Origin of the sequence: Achromobacter agilis, from assembly GCF_900496965.1 — a bacterium.
GTDB classification, from domain to species: Bacteria; Pseudomonadota; Gammaproteobacteria; order Burkholderiales; family Burkholderiaceae_B; genus Achromobacter; species Achromobacter agilis.
The window spans coordinates 1-17771 of the sequence record NZ_UFQB01000011.1 but is presented as its reverse complement, the minus strand read 5'-3'; the positions used below and the strand labels follow the sequence as shown (position 1 = coordinate 17771).

The window sequence follows — 17771 nt, the reverse complement described above, 5'->3', positions numbered from 1 at the left end:
CTATTCCATGAACACGCCCTCCGACCCCCAACTCATGGCCACCACCGCCAACCTGATGGTGCTGTCGCGCGCCTACCGCGGCGCCGCCGACAAAGCGCTGGCCGACTATGGCCTTTCCCAGGCTACGGCCTGGCCTGTCATCCTGGCCGGCCGCCTGGGCGACGGCGTCCGCCAGGGCGCCCTGGCCGAGGCGCTGGGCGTCGAAGGCCCCTCCCTCGTCCGGGTGCTGGACCAGCTGGTCGCCGCCGGCCTGATGGAACGCCGCGAAGATCCGCACGACCGCCGCGCCAAGACCCTGCACCTGACCAGCGCCGGCCACGCGTTGCGCGCGCAGGTCGAGGAAGTGCTGGTCGAACTGCGCCGCCGTTTGTTCCGCGGGGTCAGCGAAGCGGATCTGGAAGCCTGCCTGCGCGTCTTCGAAACCCTGAAGGTTTCGCTGGGCCGCAGCGGCGCCGGCGCGCAGCAACAGGACCAGCAGCCGTGAAACTGCCGAACGTCCGCGAAACCATCTTCTCGCTGAAGAGCTACCTGAGCGCCATCACGGCGCTCTACCTGGCCTACAGCATCGGGTTGCCGCGTCCGTTCTGGGCCATGACCACCGCCTATGTCGTGGCCCAGCCCTGGTCGGGCGCGGTGCGCTCCAAGGCGCTGTACCGCCTGACAGGCACCTTCTTCGGCTCCGCCGCCACGGTCTACATGGTGCCGCGCCTGTCGAACTCCCCGGTTGTCATGACCGCCGCCATGGTGCTGTGGGTGGGCGCCTGCCTGTATCTGTCCGTGCTGGACCGCACGCCGCGTTCGTACCTGTTCATGCTGGCGGGCTACACCGCCGCGATGATCGGCTTTCCCAGCGTAACGGACCCTTCCCTGGTGTTCGACACCGCGCTCGCCCGCGTCGAGGAAATCAGCCTGGGCATCGTCTGCGCCACGCTGGTCCACAGCATCGTGCTGCCGCGCGGCCTGGCCCCGGCCCTGACCCTGCAGCTGGACAAGGCGGTGCGCGACGCCCGCAACTGGATGCACGACACGCTCAGCGGCCAGACCGCCGAACAGAAAGACCGCGACCGCCGCGTCCTGGCCAACGACATCACCCAGTTGCGCCTGTTGTCCACGCACGTGCCCTTCGACACCAGCAACCTGCGCTGGACCTCGGGCGCGGTGCGCGCCATGCAGGACCAGATCGCATCCTTGACCCCCACGGTCTCCGCCGTGGAAGACCGCATGCGCGCCCTGCAGGCCGGCGGCCAGCCGCTGCCGGAAGCGGTGTCGGCGCTGCTGCGCGACATCTCCGAATGGATCAACGCGGGCGCCCTCGCCACGCACGAAGCCGCCGTGCGCCTGCGCGCCGCGGTGACCCGGCACACGCCGTCCATCGACAGCCGCTCCACCTGGCGCGACGCCCTGCTCGCCAGCCTGATGGCGCGCCTGCGCGAACTCATCGACACCTATGACGAATGCCTGGCCCTGCGCCGCGAAATCCGCGCCGGGCTGCAAGGCGCGCCGCTGCGTTCGCCCCGCTCCAAGCGCTCCCCCAAGACGGTGCTGCACCGCGACCAGGGCATGGCGCTGCTGTCGGCGCTGGCCGCCGGCGTGGCCATTTCGGCATGCTGCGCCTTCTGGATCGGCACGGCCTGGAGCAACGGCGCCACCGCCGCGCTCATGGCCGCCATCTTCAGCTGCTTCTTCGCCTCGCAGGACAACCCCGTTCCCGGCATCATGCAGTTCCTGACCTACACGGTCTATTCGATCCCGCTGTCCGCGCTGTACCTGCTGGGCATCATGCCCGCCATCCATTCGTTCGAAATGCTGGCCCTGGCGATGCTGCCCACCGCCTTCGTGCTGGGCATCTTCATTGCGCGCCCCGCCACCGCCGGCAAGGCCATGGCCATGCTGTTCGGCTTCCTGGGCACGATGGCGCTGCAAGACACCAATACCGCCGACGTCGTGTCCTTCATCGACACGCAGGTCGCGCAGTGCATGGGCGTGGCCACGGCGGCGATCATCGCCGCCATCTTCCGCACGGTCAGCGCCGACTGGAGCGCGCGCCGCATCCAGGCCGCCAACTGGAAGGAACTGGAAATGCTGGCAAGCTCGCCGCGCACGCCGTCGCGCCACACCTATGCGGCCCGCATGCTGGACCGCATCGGCCTGCTGCAGCCGCGCCTGGCGCTGGCCAAGCGCCCGGACGACGTCGTCGCCGCCGACGCGCTGAAAGACCTGCGCGTGGGCCGCGACATCACCGAACTGCAACGCGCCCGCCGCCACCTGCCCATGGCCGAGCCCACCATCAAGCCGGTGCTCGACAGCCTGGCCAGCTTCTTCCGCGCGCGCTCGGCGTGGCAAGTCGGGATGAAGACGCCTGAATTCCTGGCGCAGATCGACCGCGCGCTGTCCAGCGTCGCCGCCGCGCCGCAAGGCGCCGCCGCGCGCGACCGCGCCGTGGTCGCCCTGGTGGGCATCCGCCGCGCCTTCTTCCCCGACGCGCCCGACTACCAACCCGCCCATCCCACGCTGGAGGGCCAAGCATCATGATCGGCGAATTCAATCTGTACGGCATTTACTTCCCCTGGCTGCTGGTGCTGGGCGTGGTCACCCTGGGCGTCGCCTGGGCGGTGCGCCGCGTGCTGGCCCGCGCCGGGCTGTACCGCCTGGTGTGGCACCCCGCGCTGTTCGATCTCGCGCTGTTCGTGGTGCTGCTGTATGGCGTTTCCCTCATTTCCCCGCATTTTCTCCAGAGATAGGTATGAAACTCCCCAATGCCCTGCGCCCTGCCGCTATCGGCAAATTCGCGATGACGGCCATCGTCGTCGCCGCGGCCGCCTATGCCGGCTGGCAGCTCTGGGAGCACTATGAAGTCGAACCCTGGACGCGCGACGGCCGCGTCAAGGCATACGTGGTGCAGGTCGCGCCCGATGTCTCCGGCCTGGTGACCAGCGTGCCCGTGCACGACAACCAGGACGTGAAGGCCGGCGACGTGCTCTTCGAAATCGACCGCGCGCGCTTCCAGCTGGCCTTCGACCAGGCCCAGGCTTCGGTGCGCTCGCAACAGGTGGCGCGCGACCAGGCGCTGCGCGACGCCAAGCGCAACCGCTCGCTGGGCCAGCTGGTGGCGGCCGAAGCGCTGGAACAGAGCCAGACCCGCCTGCAGCAGACCGAAGCCGCGCTGGCGCAGGCCGAAGTGCAACTGAACACCGCCCGCCTGAACCTCGAACGCAGCCGCGTGCTCGCCGTCAACGACGGCCGCGTCACCAACCTGGACCTGCGCGCGGGCTCGTACGCCACCGCCGGCCGCGGCGTGATGGCGTTGGTGGATTCCAGCTCCTTCTACGTGGAAGGCTACTTCGAAGAAACCAAGCTGCCCGGCATCCACGAAGGCGATCCCGTCACGGTGACGCTGATGGGCGATTCGCGCCACATCAGCGGCCACGTGGAAAGCATCGCCATGGGCATCGCCGACCGCGACCGCAGCACTGGCGCGAACCTGCTGCCCAACGTGAACCCGACCTTCAATTGGGTCCGCCTGGCGCAACGCATCCCGGTGCGCGTGAAGATCGACGACGTGCCCCAAGGGGTGCGCCTGGTGGCCGGCCAGACCGCCACCGTGTCGGTCGATCCCCAGCCCGCCCAGGCGCCGGCCGACGCCCGCCTGCCGTCCTGATCCCTTTTCCCGGCCTCAACCCTTTTATCGACGCCCAGCCGTAACTGCCATGAACACCAAAAACCTCCTGCCGCTGATGCTAGCCCTGGCGCTAGCCGGATGCACCACCGTAGGCCCTGACTACCAGGTGCCCGCGGACTCGGTGGCCGAGCGGCAGAGCGCGCAGGCGCCCTTTGCGCAAGCGCAGGAAAAGGTGTTCCAGCAGGAAGCGGTGCCCGGCCGCTGGTGGCGCCTGTACAACGATCCCGTGCTGGACGGGCTGGTGGAAAAGGCCCTGTCGGCCAATACCGATCTGCGCGTGACCAGCGCCAACCTGGAGCGCGCGCAAGCCGCCTTGCAGGAAACGCAGGCGCAGCAGCAGCCCAGCCTCGGCGTCAATGCCTCGCCCACCTACGGCCACGTCTCCGGCCTGCAGGAACTGCAGCCCGGCATCGATCCCCCGAACCGCTGGTCCTACTCCGCGGGCGCCAGCGTGTCCTACCAGCTGGACCTGTTCGGCCAGATCCGCCGCGCCGTGGAAGCCTCCACCGGCGACGCGCAAGCCGCCCAGGCTGCCTACGACGCCACCCGCGTCACCGTGGCCGCCGAGACGGCCCGCGCCTACGCCAACATCTGTTCGGCCGGCATGCAGCTGGCCTCCGCCCAGCATTCGGTGCAAGTGCAGAAGGCATCGCTGGACGCGGTGGAACGGCTGCAACGCGCCGGGCGCGGCACCGCGCTCGACGTCACGCGCGCGCGCAGCCAGCTGGAACAATTGCAGGCCAACCTGCCGCCTTTCGAAGCCCAGCAGCGCACCGCGCTATACCGCCTGGCGGCGCTGACCGGCCAGACGCCCGCCGAGGCAACGCCCGCGCTGCTGCAATGCGCCGCCCCGCCCCGCCTGGCCGAGACCATCCCGGTCGGAGACGGCGCCGCGCTGCTGCGCCGCCGCCCCGACATCCGCCAGGCCGAACGCACCCTGGCCGCGGCCACCGCGCGCATCGGCGTCGCCACCGGGGATCTTTATCCGAAGATCACGCTGGGCCTGTCGGCCGCCTCGGGCGGCCCCGCCTCCCTGTTCGGCGACCGCGGCACCTTCAGCTGGAGCGTCGGCCCCCTGATCTCCTGGACGATCCCCAACACCGGCGCCGCGCAGGCCCGCATCGCGCAGGCGCAGGCCAACACCAAGGCCGCCGCGGCACGTTTCGACGCCACCGTGCTGAACGCCCTGCGGGAAACGGAAAGCGCGCTGGTGGTCTACGCCCGCCAGCTCGACCGCGACGCGGCCCTGCGCGCCGCGCGCGACCAAAGCGCCGAAGCCGCCTCCCAGGCCACCCGGCTGTTCAAGTACGGCAAGACCGACTACCTGACCGTGCTGGACGCCGAGCGCACGCTGGCCACCAACGAAAGCGCGCTCGCCGCGTCGCAGGCCGAACTCAGCAGCGACCAGATCGCCCTGTTCCTGGCGCTGGGCGGCGGCTGGGAAAAGTAATTCCCGCGCAGGGCGGCCTCATGCCGCCCGCCCCCTCTCTTTCTCCCTTCCCCGCCCGGCCAGCGCGCCACACCGGCAACTCCGGCCATCCCAATTAATTTCCATAATATGGATTTAATATTGATCCGCTGAAATCTCGGCCGGTAGAATCGTTTCGTCTATCCCGTTTATCAGTAGCGCGGCGACGAATCGCGATGATCCATGCATCTCGCCGGGCTTCAACATGATCAATAAATCCATAATATGGAAGTTCAATCCAGCGTAACGCCCGCGCGCATCCTGGACAGCATCACCAAACTCGCGCCGGAGGATGCCGGCCGGGTGGTGATCGCGGGTTCTCATGGCGGCGGCTATGCGGCGTACTGCGCGGCGCGCGGGCAAGTCCGCGCCGTCGTGCTCAACGACGCCGGCGTGGGCTGGCGGCAGGCCGGCATTGCCGGCCTTGCCGACCTGGAACGCTGGGGCATCGCCGCCGCCGCGGCCGATTACCGCAGCTGCCGCATCGGCGACGGCGCCGATATGGCCCGGCACGGCCTTATCAGCCACGTCAATACGCTCGCGGCCGCGCTGGGGTGCCAGCCCGGCATGCCCGTCGCGCAAGCCGCGCGGCTGCTGGAGAACGCCGCGCCGCCGCTGGCGCGTCCGGACCCGAGAGCCGAATCGCGCACCGTGCTCCGAGCAGCCGCTGACGGCCGGCCGCGGGTGGTCGGCGTGGATTCCGTCTCCCTGTTGCGTCCGGAAGACGACGGCCTCATCGCCGTCACCGCCTCCCACGGCGAGGCCCTGGCCACGCTGGGAACGGACGGCGTCGCGCCGAGGCTCCGGCTGGCCACCTTCAACGATGCGGGCATCGGCAAGGACGGCGCCGGCACGGGCCGCTTGCCGATGCTGCAAGCGCGCGGCATCCCGGCGTTGACCGTTGCAGCCGGCAGCGCATGCATCGGAGACGCCCGGTCCTGCCATGACGAAGGCGTGATCTCGTGCGCGAACGCCTTGGCGCTCAAGCTCGGCGGCCGCCCCGGCACGCCTCTGAAAACCTTTATCGATGCCCTGCTTGCAGCGCACGACACCCACTAGGAGCAAAACCCGCATGTCGGAAAAACTGGAAATCACGGGCGGCGAAGCCATCGCGCGCATGTTTGCCGCGCATGAAGTCGGCCTGATGTTCGGCATGGGCGGCTTCCAGCTGCTGCCGTTCTATGACGCCGCGCGCCGCCTGAAGCTGAACCACAACCTCATCAACGACGAGCGCTGCGCGGTCTTCGCCGCCGATGCCTACACCAAGGTCAGCGGCCGTCCGGGCGTGTGCGACGCCACGCTGGGACCGGGCGCGACCAACCTGGTGACAGGGCTTGCGGAGGCCTACAACGCGGGCACGGCGATGGTGGCCCTGGTGGGCGATTCGCACCGGATGCACTCGTGGAAGAACATGACGCAGGAAGCGCGCCAGCTGGAAGTGCTGCGCCCCGTCGTCAAGGACGTGCTGCGCGTGGAGAAGATCGAGCGCATTCCGGAGCTGGTGCGCCGCGCGTTCGCGATTGCGACCAGCGGCCGGCCCGGCCCCGTGGTGCTGGACGTCCCCGAGGACATCGCGCACGAGGTCCACGCCTTCGACGCGGACGCGTTCTATTCCAGCGCCAACTATCGCCGCGCGCCCGCGCTGCGCTGCCGGCCGGCAAGCAGCGATCTCGAGCAGGCGGCCAGCATGCTGGCCGGCGCCGCCCGCCCGCTGATGCTGTGCGGCGGCGGCGTCCACATCAGCGACGCCGCCGACACCGTCCAGGCGTTCGCCCGCCGCTTCGGCATCCCGGTCGCGCACACCATGAGCGGCAAGGGCGCGATCGCCTGCAGCGACCCGCTGAACGCCGGCCTGTTCGGCCGCTATAGCCGCATCGCCAACGAACTGATCGCCAAGTCCGACTGCCTGTTCGTCGTCGGCTGCAAGCTGGGCGAAGTCGCCACGCGCCGCTACGACCTGCTGCCCGCCGGCACGCCCATCATCCACCTGGACATCGTGGCCGAAGAATTCGACCGCACCGCCACGCCGGCGCTGCGGCTGTGGGGAGACGTACAGGCCACGCTGCAGGATCTGGAAGAACGCATCGCCGCCCAGGCCGGCGCCCCGTCCGCGGCACGCGAAGACTACCGGGCCGAAGTCAGCCAGGCCATGCAGGCATGGCGCGAATCCGTGCAGGGCAAGCTGACCGCCGCGGAGACGCCGATCGGCATGGCCCGCCTGATGCATGAAATCAACGCGACGCTGCCCGAAGACGGCATTCTCGTGGCCGACGGCGGCTTCGCCGCGCATTGGGGCGGCCTGCTGTTCGATACCAAGCGCGCCGGGCGCGGCTTCGTGCCGGATCGCGGTTTCGCCTCGATCGGCTATGGCATCCCGGGCGCCATCGGCGCCGCCGCCGCCGCGCCGGGCCGCCAGGTCGTCAGCCTGACCGGAGACGGCGGCTGCAATATGTCCTTGGGCGAGCTGGAAACCGCGGTACGCATGGGCCTGGCCTTTACGCTGATCGTCGTCAACAACGCGGCCTCCGGGTACATCAAGGCGCTGCAACACTTGATGTACGGCAGCGGAAGCTACCAGTCCTCCGATCTCGCGGAAACCAACTACGCCAACGTGGCCCGCGCGCTGGGCTGCAACGGAATCCGCGTCGAAGATCCCGCCGACATCCAGGCCGCGCTGCAAACCGCCTACGCCTGCAAGGACCGTCCGACCATCCTGGACGTCGTGGTGACGCGCGATCCCGCGCACATGCTTCCCGGCGTGGACAGCCGGGCGGCGAAGATCAAGCCGGGCGACCGCATCGCCTGAGCCGAATACTCAAAACGAAAAAAACTGAGCGAGGAGACAACATCATGAAGATCCGCAATTGGCTGACCCTGGCCGCGGCCGTCCTGGCCGTATCGGTGACTGGAACCTCGGCGGCGCAGGGCAGCTATCCCGACCGCCCCATCCGCTTGATCGTGCCCTTCCCGCCCGGCGGCACCTCCGACGTGGTGGGCCGCATCTTCGCCGAAGCGCTGGCCAGGCAGATCGGCCAGGCCGTGGTGGTCGAAAACCGCGGCGGAGCGGGCGGCACGGTGGGCACCCGGGCGGTGGCTTCGGCCCCGGCCGACGGCTACACCTTGCTGCTGGGCACTTCCAGCACCAATGGCACCAATTCGGCCGTCTACAAGAGCCTGCCGTACGACGCCGTCAAAGACTTCACGCCCGTTACGCAGATCATCCGGGTGCCCGGCGTGATCGTCGTGAACAAGAACTTTCCGGCCAAGGACTATGCTTCCTTCGTCGCGCTGATCAAGAGCGCGCCCGGCAAGTATTCCTATGCGTCCTCGGGCAACGGCGGCGCCACGCACATGGCCATGGAGTACTACAAATCGCTGTCCGGGCTGGACATGATGCACGTGCCCTACCGCGGCACCGGGCCCGCGCTCAACGACGTTATCGCCGGGCAGGTGCCGATCCTGTGGGATACCGCGGCGTCGTCGATGGCGCACATCCAGTCCGGCAGCCTACGGCCCATCGTGGTGGCCGCCAAGACGCGGCTGGCGCAATTGCCCGACGTGCCGACGTTCGCGGAAGTAGGCCTGCCGGACTATGACGCGGAAATGTGGAACGGCCTGCTGGCGCCCGCGGGATTGCCCGCCGACGTGCTCGCCAAACTGAGCGACGCCTCGCGCAAGGCGCTGGCTGCCCCCGACGTGCAGGCCAAGTATGCCGGCGTCGGCGCTTATGTGGTGGCCGATCAGCCCGAAGCGTTCAAGGCCATGATCCAGGCCGACGTGGCCAAATGGAAAAAAGTCGCCGAGTTCGCGCACATTTCGGTGGACTAGACCCATTTACGCCAAAAGGAGCTACACATGGGCGATCGTCTGAAGGGCAAGATCGCGCTGGTCTTCGGCGCCGGTTCCTCGGGGCCGGGCTGGGGCAACGGCAAGGCCGCGGCCGCGCTGTATGCACGCGAAGGCGCGCAGGTGTTCGCCGTGGACCTGCGCGCGGAAGCGGCCCGGGAAACCCAGCGCGTCATCGAGGAAGAAGGTGGGCAATGCACGGCGCTGACCGCCGATGTCACGGACTCGGCGCAGATCCTGGCGGCGGTGGACGCCGTGCTGGCCTCGGCCGGCCGTATCGACGTGCTGCACAACAACGTGGGCATCACGGAAATGGGCGATCCCATAGCGGCCAGCGAGGAAAGCTGGCGCCGCGTGATCGACACCAACCTGACCAGCGTCTTCCTGACCTGCAAGCACGTGCTGCCGGCCATGCTGGCCCAGGGCGCCGGCAGCATCGTGAACATTTCGTCGCTGGCGTCGATCCAGGTCAATACCTACCCCTATACGTCCTACTACGCCGCCAAAGCCGGGCTGAACCATTTGACGCGTTCGCTTGCCGTACGCTATGCACCCCACAATATCCGGGTGAACGCGGTGCTGCCCGGCGTGATCGACACGCCTTTGATCTATACCCAGATCGCGGGCCAATTCGGCGATGTCGAGGAAATGCGCCAACGGCGCAATGCGGCCAGCCCCATGGGACGGATGGGCGATGCCTGGGACGTGGCGCATGCCGCCTTGTTCCTGGCCAGCGACGAAGCCAAGTACATCACCGGAGTGTGCCTGCCTGTCGATGGTGGCAAGGCGTGCGCGGGCCGCTGAAGCGCCCCCGCGGCCTCAGGGACGCGGCGCCAGGTCGGCGGCCAGATCGGCCGACGCCCGCTGCAGGGCCGCCACCACTTCCTGCAGCCGGGCGCCGGACAATCGCGACCGGATCGCCGCCACGCTCAGCGCGGCCACCACATGCTGTTCGCGGTCGAATACCGGCACGCCCACGCCCAGCATGTCGGGAATGATGCGGCCAGGATTCAGCGCATAGCCGTTCTTGCGGGCCGCGGCGATGTCCGCCCGCAGCAGGTCGGTAGAAGGCAGGTCCGGCGCGGCGGAGGCGTCGTAGCGCGCCAGCACGCGTTCGATATCGTCATTGGTCAGGAAGGCCAGCAGCGCCAGGCTGCCCGCGCCCACGCCCAGCGGACGGCGATGCCCGACCTCGAGCGTCAGGATCTTGATCGGGAAATCGCCCGTCTGGCGGTCGACGCAAACGGCCTCGTGGCCGGAGCGGACGGATAGAAAGCTGGTGTCGCCCGTCGACTGGGCCAGGCGCAGCACGGCGGATTCGGCGATGGCCTTGATGCCGTGCCGGCTTTCCGCCGCCAACCCCAGGATGTAGGATTCGCGGCCCAGGCTGTAAGTCTTGAGTTTCGGGTTCAGCGACAGAAAGCCTTCCTGCAGCAGCGCCGCCAGCATGCGATGCGCTGTGGGCGGCGTCAGGCCGAGATCCCGCACCACGTCGGTCAGGCCGACCCCTCGCGCAGGCGCGGCCCCCACATATTTCAGGATGCGCAGCACGCGGAAAATGCTCTGCGCGCCGCCCACGGCGTCTGTGCGGCGGGGCGGAACGGAAGCGGAGGATTTGGCGGGGCTCATGAGGCGGACATGGTAGCCGCAAAACCCGGGGCGCCGCTTGGCTTCCGGCTGATCTTCAATGCACCGTGCTGCCGTCCGGCGGCGTCTGGTTCAGGCCCAGCGCCGCTTCCCAGCTGCGCAGCGGCACGCAGGTCTGCAGGCGCATGATGGCGCGCTCGATCAGGGCGGGGTGCAGTTCGTGCCCCACGCGGGTGGCGACGTCGATGGTCGAGTCGCCATGCAGCTCGGTCAGCCGCGCCTGGGCGGCCTGGATGTGCGCCACGCTCATGACCGGATCGTCGGCCCCGTGCAGCAGGTGCAGCGTGGTGTATTGCGGCGCGGACCGGGGCAGCTGCGCGTAGCGGCCTGAAAACGCGATGACGCGGCCGGCCATGCCGTCGTGGGCCTGGACCAGTTCCAGCGCCATGATGGCGCCCTGCGAGAACCCCGCCAGCGCCGTATCCGATTGCAGCAGGCCGAAGCGGGCCTGCGCCTGGCGCACATAGGCTTCCAGGGGCGGCAGCGCTTGCGCCACGCGCTCGGGACGGTTTTCTTCGGTCACGCCGCGCACCGAAAACCATTGCCGGCCCGCGCCGCCGCCGTCGAAGGGCTCGAAGCCTTCGGGAACCAGCACCGCCGCCGTGGGGAATGCCGTGCGCAGGGCCTGGGCCAGCGGCTGCAGGTTGTCGGGCGAACCGCCCACGCCGTGCAGCAGGATGAAAAGCTGGCGCACGTCGACGCCCGGATCGGGAAGGAATTCGATAGAACTGGAAGACGCCATGAAACTGCTCCGTGCTGGCCTGGGGCCGCTGAAACGAGCCCCGATTGCCGCATTGTAAAATGCGCCGCCCGGTGTCTCCAGGTGCCTGGCACCTTTGGTACGCCGCCTTCGCCTGAAACCCGTCTCCGACGGGCGCCAGGCACCGGCTCACCCGCGAAGGGTGCCAGGCGCCGGGACACCGAAGCAACCTCCGCCGCGACGGCCATCACTCACCCAGCAATGCAAACACCGACAACAAAAGCCGGCTCCCCGACTGCCGGCCAGAACCAGCTGCATCGCGTGCTCAAGGCGCGCCACCTGACGATGATAGCGCTAGGCGGGGCCATCGGCACCGGCCTGTTCGTCGCCTCCGGCGCCGCGATCGCGCAAGCGGGCCCCGGCGGTGCCCTGCTGGTCTACCTGACGATCGGCCTGATGGTCTATTTCATCATGACCAGCCTGGGCGAACTGGCGACCTTCATGCCGGTGTCGGGTTCTTTCTGCACGTACGCATCGCGCTACGTGGACCCGGGCTTCGGCTTCGCGCTGGGCTGGAATTTCTGGATCAGCTGGGCCACGGTCGTGGCGGTGGACGTGGTGGCCGCGCAGCTCGTCATGGCGTACTGGTTCCCCGATACGCCTGGATGGATATGGAGCGTGGCGTTCCTGGCCCTGACCTTCGGCCTGAACGCGTTTTCGGCGCGCAGCTTCGGCGAGGCCGAGTACTGGTTCGCCATCATCAAGGTCGCGGCCGTGCTGTGTTTCATCGGCGTCGGGCTGGCGATGCTGGCGGGCATCATCCATGGCGGCGTCCCCGTGGGCCTGGAGAACTGGAAGGTAGGCGACGCGCCTTTCGTGGGCAACGCGGCCACCTGGGTCGGCGTGGCGATGGTGGTGGCCTATTCCTTCCAGGGCACCGAGCTGGTGGCCGTGGCGGCCGGCGAATCCGAAAACCCCCGGCGCAACGTGCCGCGCGCGATCAACCACGTGTTCTGGCGCATCCTGCTGTTCTACGTGCTGGCCATCCTGATCATCGGCCTGCTGCTGCCCTATACCGACCCGCAGTTGCTGCGCAACGAAGTCGAGGACATCGCCGTCAGCCCCTTCACCCTGGTATTCCAGCATGCGGGGCTGCTGTCGGCGGCTACGGTGATGAACGCCGTCATCCTGACCTCGGTGCTGTCCGCCGGCAATTCGGGCATGTACGCCGCAACGCGGATGCTGTTCAACATGGCGGCCGAAGGCCAGGCCCCGGCGCTCTTCAAGCGCCTGACCCGCAACGGCGTGCCGCTGTTCGCGCTGCTGGCGACGGCGCTGCTGGCCTGCCTGTGCCTGTTCAGCCTGGTGTATAGCCCGAAGGCGGTCTACATCTGGCTGCTGAACTTCGCGGGCATGACGGAATTCATTGTGTGGTTGAGCATCGCGGTCAGCCATTACCGCTTCCGACAGGGCTACGTGAAGCACGGCTACGACACCGCCGACCTGCCCTACAAGGCCGGCCTGTTCCCCTTCGGCCCGGTGCTGGCCTTCGCGCTGTGCCTGGTGATCACCCTGGGCCAGAACTACCAGGCCTTCCTGCAAGACCGCATCGACTGGATCGGCGCGATCTCCACCTACCTGGCCATCCCGCTCTTCCTGGCCCTGTGGATCGGCCATCGGCTGGTGCGCAAATCGCACTGGATCCGCTACGAAGACATGCGCTTCGACGGGCTGGCGCTACCCGCCCGCCTCGATAAAAAAAGCTGATAGCGCCTATCCAAAATCACAGTTGGCGCCCCCGGCGCCAGCGCTCCCATAATCGCGTCTGACAGACACGCATACGGGAGTTCCCAGATGACAAACGCGGGACAAAGCGGCTACGAGGCGCGCCAGCTCATTCGCGCGGGCCGGCACACGGGGCAGACCTCGGGCATGGCACCGGGTTTCGTTCAGGCAAACCTGGCGATTATTCCCGCCGCGCAGGCCAATGACTTCTTGCGGTTCTGCGTCCTCAATCCGAAGCCGTGTCCCCTGATCGGCCATTCCGAGCCCGGCGACTGGCGCCTGCCCGCGTTGGGCCGCGACATCGACATCCGCACGGACCTTCCCAGCTACCGCGTCTGGCGCGACGGCAAGATCGCTACCGAGACCGATGACATCACGTCATACTGGCGCGACGACCTGGTGGCGTTCCTGCTGGGCTGTTCGTTCTCGTTCGAGGCCCCCTTGCTCGAAGCGGGCCTCACTTTGCACCACCATGAACTGGGCACGGACGTCCCGGTCTATCGCACCTCCATCCCGACGGCGCAAGCTGGTCCGTTCCATGGCCCCATGGTGGTGTCCATGCGCTCCTTCAAGCCGGCCGATGCCATCCGGGCCGTGCAGATCACCTCGCGCATGCCCGGGGTGCATGGAGCGCCGGTGCACATCGGCCTGCCTGAAAGCATCGGCATCCAGGACCTGGACCGGCCCGATTACGGCTCGCCCGTGCCCGTGCCCGCCGGCGAACTGCCCGTATTCTGGGCTTGCGGCATCACGCCGCAGGCGGTGGTGGAAGCAGCCGGATTGGAGTTCTGCATCACGCACACGCCCGCGCACATGCTCGTCACCGATCTGCGCATCGCCGACCTCTCGGTGCTCTAGCACCGCGCGCCTCTGAATGAAACATCACGGGGATTTCCCGTGCCGCTGATGTACGGTAAGGTCATTGCCCGCCGCCCATCACCCGCCACGAGTCCCCCATGCGCGATTTACGCAATTTCGAGACGTTCTACTGGGTCGCCCGTTCGGGCGGCTTCCGCGCGGCCGCCATCAAGCTGCATACGACGCAGCCGGCGGTATCCGCGCGCATCGCCCAACTGGAGCAGGAGCTGGGCGTCAACCTGTTCGACCCGAACAACCGGCGCGCCTCGCTGACCGCGCGCGGGTCCATGCTGCTGACCTATGTCGAGCGCATCCTCCGCCTGAAGGACGAAATGATGAGCGCGGTGGCCGATCCCACCGCCATGCGCGGCAAGTTCACCATCGGCGTCTCCGAGACTCTGGTGTACACCTGGCTGTCCGATCTGATCGAAAGCATCAGCACCGATTTTCCCAACATCACCATCGATCTTTCCGTGGACACCACGCCGGAAATTACGCGGCGCCTGCTTGCCCTGGACGTGGACCTGGCGCTGATGGCCGAGCCACTGGACCACGCCAACGCCTGTTCCGAACAGCTCTGCTCATACCCGTTTCGTTTCATCGCGGCGCCGCGTTTCGCGCGGGCCTGCGACACGCCCGAAGACGAGGTCGCGCTGTTTTCGCAGCAGCCCATCATCACGTACCCGGCCTCCACCGTCACCTCGGCCGCGCTCGCGGTCAACGTCTGCCGCACGCTGGAACTGGCCGACATCAGGCTGTGGGGCATGGCGTCCATCCACACAATCGTGGACATGGTCAAGGCCGGACACGGCATCGGCGCGCTCTCGCCCGTTAACGTAAAAAAGGAGCTCGACGCGGGTAGCCTGGTGATCCTGGACTCACGCGTCAAACTGCCCGATTTCGCCTTCCACGCCGTTTATCTTGGCGGCGCCAACGCACATTTGAAACAGTCTATTTGCGCGCGTGCGCACCTTGCCGCCAACGCCTATGGGCAGGGTCCCGCGTAATCGCGGTTTCTGATCTCGGCGATAAAAAAACACAGTCACCCCGGTGAATCATGGCGCGGCATAATGGCTGCGCAGCCCATCAAGGACGGGAGCACAGCCTACCCGCCGGCCATGCATCAACAAGGGGAATGTCCATGTTTCACTTTATCGTGAAGGCCTGCTCATGAGCGATCGCATTCTCACCGCGCCGCTCCCTGACACCGCCGCGTCTTCTTCAGGTCCCGCCGTCTACGGCAAGATCGCGCGGCGCATCCTTCCGTTTCTCATCGTCTGTTACCTGATGGCCTATCTGGACCGGGTCAACATCGGGTTTGCCAAACTGCGCATGCTGGAAGACCTCTCGTTCACGGAGGCGGCCTACGGGCTGGGCGCGGGCCTGTTCTTCATCGGCTATCTGCTGTTCGAGGCACCCAGCAACATACTGATGATGAAGATCGGCGCCAAGAAAACCATCATGCGCATCATGGTGCTGTGGGGCCTGATCTCGATGGGCTTTGCCTTCGTGCAGACGCCGACGCAGTTCTACTTCCTGCGCTTCCTGCTGGGCGTCGCCGAAGCCGGCTTCTATCCCGGCATCATCCTGTACCTCACGTTCTGGTTTCCGTCGCGCTATCGCGGCAAGATGCTGGCGCTCTTTGTCACCGCCATTCCTTTGTCGGGCGTTATCGGCGGCCCTTTGTCGGGCTGGATCCTGCAAAGCATGGACCAGGCTCACGGCTTCGCCGGATGGCAATGGCTGTTTCTCATCGAAGGCCTGCCTTCGGTGCTGCTGGGTCTGGCCGTGCCGTGGTTCCTGACCGACAGCCCGCATCAGGCCAAGTGGCTATCGGCCGAGGAAAAGCGCAATGTCCTGGCCGATCTGGAAGAGGATGCACAGCGCAAAACGCAGGAAGGCGGCGACCACTCCTCTATCCTCGCCATGCTGGCCGATCGCCGGGTGTGGACCATGGTGGCGCTGTGCGTCTGCCAGGCCATCGGCATTTACGGCGTGTCGTTCTGGCTGCCGTCGCTGGTCAGCGGCCTGGGCTACCAGAACGTGCTGCAGATCGGGCTGATCTCCGCCGCCCCCTTCGGCGCGGCCGCCATCGCCTTGAACCTGGTGGGCCGCAGTTCGGACCGCCGCCTGGAACGCCGCTGGCACCTGATCGGCGCATTCTTGGTCGGCGCGGCGGGCCTGGTCGCCAGCGTCTGGCTGCACAACACGCCCATCGCCGCTTTGGTTGCGCTCACCGTGGCGACGGCGGGCGTCTACTCCGCCACCACCATGATGTGGATGTTGCCCAGCCTCTTCCTGAACGGCGTCGGCATGGCAGCCGCCATCGGCGTGATCAATTCCATAGGTGGCCTGGGCGGCTTTGTCAGCCCCTATGTGATCGGCCTGATCAAGGATTCCACGCAAAGCACCAGCGGCGGCATTTACTTCATCGCCGTCGTGGCGGTGATCGGCGCGGTGTTGACCTACCGCTTGCCCAAGAGCCTGGTGAACCGCTGAACGGCCTGGGGGACGGGCGCGGAATCCGTCCCTCATTCAGAGAAATTCCGCAGATTCTGCATCTGCGGGACACGAAGGGGCGGCGGCCCCTGGCGCTACCGGTTTTTTTGGTGAATACTGTATATTCATACAGTTATAATTCGGCTTCGGCCTTTCTTATTCGCCTTTTCGGAAACCGGCTAGCCCGCCAGCCATGCAGTCCCCTGAACGCATCCATCCCGCGCTATGGCGCGCCACTCAGTTGGCCCAGGGCGCCGCCCGCAGCCTGCCCACTGGGCATGCCGCGCTGTCGGCCGAACTGCCCGATGGCGGCTGGCCCCTGGGTTCGCTGATCGAATTGCTGGCACCTCATCCCGGCATCGGGGAAATCCGCCTGCTGCGCCCGGCGCTGGCCCAACTGGAAACCCGCCGGGCCATCGCGCTGGTGCAGCCCCCGCACGTCCCCCATATCGCCAGCTGGATGAGCTGGCGGCTGGATCCCCGCCAACTGCTCTGGGTCGCGCCCGAAAAACCCGCCGACGCGCTTTGGGCCGCCGAACAGATCCTGAAGAACGGCAGCTGCGGGGCCCTGATCTGCTGGCTGCCCCGCGTGCGCCCTGAATCCCTGCGCCGCCTGCACCTGGCCGCCCAGGCCAGCGATCTGCTGTTCGTCGCCGTGCGCCCCTCCGGGGCGGCGCAGAACGCCACTCCCGCCCCCTTGCGGCTGGCGCTGGCGCCCGCGCCGGGGGGCTTGTCCGTCCATATTCTCAAGCGCCGGGGGCCCGTCTGCGACGCGCCGCTGTACGTCGGCCTGGAACCCGGCGCCGCCTCACCTTCCTCCTCCCGCCATGCGCCTCTGGATCGCCGCCTGCCTGCGCTGCCTGCCGCTGGACGCCATACGCCCGCACTGGCCGCATGAGGAGCAGGCGTTCGCCGTCCTGGACCAGGAACGCGTCGCCGCCCTCACGCCCGCCGCCCGCCGGGCCGGCGCCCGGCCCGGCATGCGCCGCGCCGGCGTGGCGGCCATCGCGCCCGGGGTCGAATTGCTGGCCCGCGACCTCCAGGCCGAAGCCGAGGCCCTGCAGGGCGCGGCGCTGGCCCTGCTGCAATACACGCCTGAAGTCGCCCTGGCCGACGGCGACACCGTGCTCCTGAACGTCGGCGCCAGCCTGATGTTTTTCCGCGGCCCCCGGGCCTTGAGCCGGCGGGTGGCCGCCACCCTGCGCGCGCTGGACCTGCGCGTCACGCTGGGCATGGCGCCCACCGCCATGGGCGCCTGGCTGCTGGCGCGCCGCCCGGGCCGGCACGCG

17 protein-coding genes are annotated in these 17771 nt (G+C 67.8%); 15 read left to right on the top strand and 2 right to left on the bottom strand.

Annotated elements, in window-relative coordinates; genetic code table 11:
- The first annotated feature begins 7 nt into the window (after positions 1-7).
- From AGI3411_RS14460 to AGI3411_RS14420, 9 genes are all read left to right on the top strand, one after another.
- Entirely contained in the window at positions 8-484 is a 477-nt protein-coding gene (locus AGI3411_RS14460; RefSeq protein ID WP_129528063.1) for a MarR family winged helix-turn-helix transcriptional regulator, read from the top strand.
- Entirely contained in the window at positions 481-2532 is a 2052-nt protein-coding gene (locus AGI3411_RS14455) for an FUSC family protein (RefSeq protein ID WP_129528062.1), read from the top strand. Before AGI3411_RS14460 ends, AGI3411_RS14455 begins: the two co-directional genes overlap by 4 nt.
- Positions 2529-2741: a DUF1656 domain-containing protein gene (locus tag AGI3411_RS14450; RefSeq protein ID WP_043548020.1), complete on the top strand. Its 213-nt coding sequence runs from the start codon at positions 2529-2531 to the stop codon at positions 2739-2741. Before AGI3411_RS14455 ends, AGI3411_RS14450 begins: the two co-directional genes overlap by 4 nt.
- Before the next feature lie 2 nt (positions 2742-2743).
- Positions 2744-3658: an efflux RND transporter periplasmic adaptor subunit gene (locus AGI3411_RS14445; protein WP_129528061.1), complete on the top strand. Its 915-nt coding sequence runs from the start codon at positions 2744-2746 to the stop codon at positions 3656-3658.
- 49 nt (positions 3659-3707) lie between these two features.
- On the top strand, positions 3708-5129 hold the full coding sequence (locus tag AGI3411_RS14440) for an efflux transporter outer membrane subunit (protein WP_129528060.1): 1422 nt from the start codon (positions 3708-3710) through the stop codon (positions 5127-5129).
- Positions 5130-5372: 243 nt separating this feature from the next.
- A complete protein-coding gene (locus tag AGI3411_RS14435) occupies positions 5373-6206 on the top strand; it encodes a hypothetical protein (RefSeq protein WP_129528059.1) in 834 nt (277 codons plus the stop codon).
- A gap of 13 nt (positions 6207-6219) precedes the next feature.
- Positions 6220-7953 carry a thiamine pyrophosphate-binding protein gene (locus AGI3411_RS14430; protein WP_129528058.1) on the top strand — a complete coding sequence of 578 codons (1734 nt, stop codon included), beginning with the start codon at positions 6220-6222 and terminating at the stop codon, positions 7951-7953.
- A 44-nt stretch (positions 7954-7997) separates the two neighbouring features.
- Complete coding sequence (locus AGI3411_RS14425; protein ID WP_129528057.1) at positions 7998-8975, top strand: Bug family tripartite tricarboxylate transporter substrate binding protein; 978 nt, start codon at positions 7998-8000, stop codon at positions 8973-8975.
- Between the two features lie 27 nt (positions 8976-9002).
- Positions 9003-9797 (top strand): SDR family NAD(P)-dependent oxidoreductase, encoded by a 795-nt coding sequence (locus AGI3411_RS14420; RefSeq protein WP_129528056.1) that lies wholly within the window; start codon positions 9003-9005, stop codon positions 9795-9797.
- A 15-nt stretch (positions 9798-9812) separates the two neighbouring features.
- Here the strand turns inward: AGI3411_RS14420 and AGI3411_RS14415 are convergent, their stop codons facing one another.
- Both AGI3411_RS14415 and ypfH read right to left on the bottom strand, forming a co-directional pair.
- Positions 9813-10622, bottom strand: a complete 810-nt coding sequence (locus tag AGI3411_RS14415; RefSeq protein ID WP_129528055.1) for an IclR family transcriptional regulator — start codon at positions 10620-10622, stop codon at positions 9813-9815.
- 55 nt (positions 10623-10677) lie between these two features.
- The gene (gene ypfH, locus AGI3411_RS14410) at positions 10678-11382 is read right to left on the bottom strand and encodes an esterase (protein ID WP_129528054.1); all 705 of its coding nucleotides are present in this window, start codon (positions 11380-11382) and stop codon (positions 10678-10680) included.
- 219 nt (positions 11383-11601) lie between these two features.
- Here ypfH and AGI3411_RS14405 point away from each other — a divergent pair, with 219 nt between their 5' ends.
- From AGI3411_RS14405 to AGI3411_RS14380, 6 genes are all read left to right on the top strand, one after another.
- Positions 11602-13107, top strand: a complete 1506-nt coding sequence (locus tag AGI3411_RS14405; RefSeq protein ID WP_129528053.1) for an amino acid permease — start codon at positions 11602-11604, stop codon at positions 13105-13107.
- Positions 13108-13194: 87 nt separating this feature from the next.
- Positions 13195-13983 (top strand): putative hydro-lyase, encoded by a 789-nt coding sequence (locus tag AGI3411_RS14400; protein ID WP_129528052.1) that lies wholly within the window; start codon positions 13195-13197, stop codon positions 13981-13983.
- Between the two features lie 98 nt (positions 13984-14081).
- Positions 14082-14990, top strand: a complete 909-nt coding sequence (locus AGI3411_RS14395) for a LysR family transcriptional regulator (protein WP_129528051.1) — start codon at positions 14082-14084, stop codon at positions 14988-14990.
- 163 nt (positions 14991-15153) lie between these two features.
- Entirely contained in the window at positions 15154-16482 is a 1329-nt protein-coding gene (locus tag AGI3411_RS14390) for an MFS transporter (RefSeq protein WP_129528050.1), read from the top strand.
- A 193-nt stretch (positions 16483-16675) separates the two neighbouring features.
- Positions 16676-17380, top strand: a complete 705-nt coding sequence (imuA, locus tag AGI3411_RS14385) for a translesion DNA synthesis-associated protein ImuA (protein WP_129528049.1) — start codon at positions 16676-16678, stop codon at positions 17378-17380.
- The coding region (locus AGI3411_RS14380) for a Y-family DNA polymerase (protein ID WP_482752373.1) at positions 17310-17771 on the top strand (462 nt) is incomplete at its 3' end. The genes imuA and AGI3411_RS14380, both read left to right, overlap by 71 nt.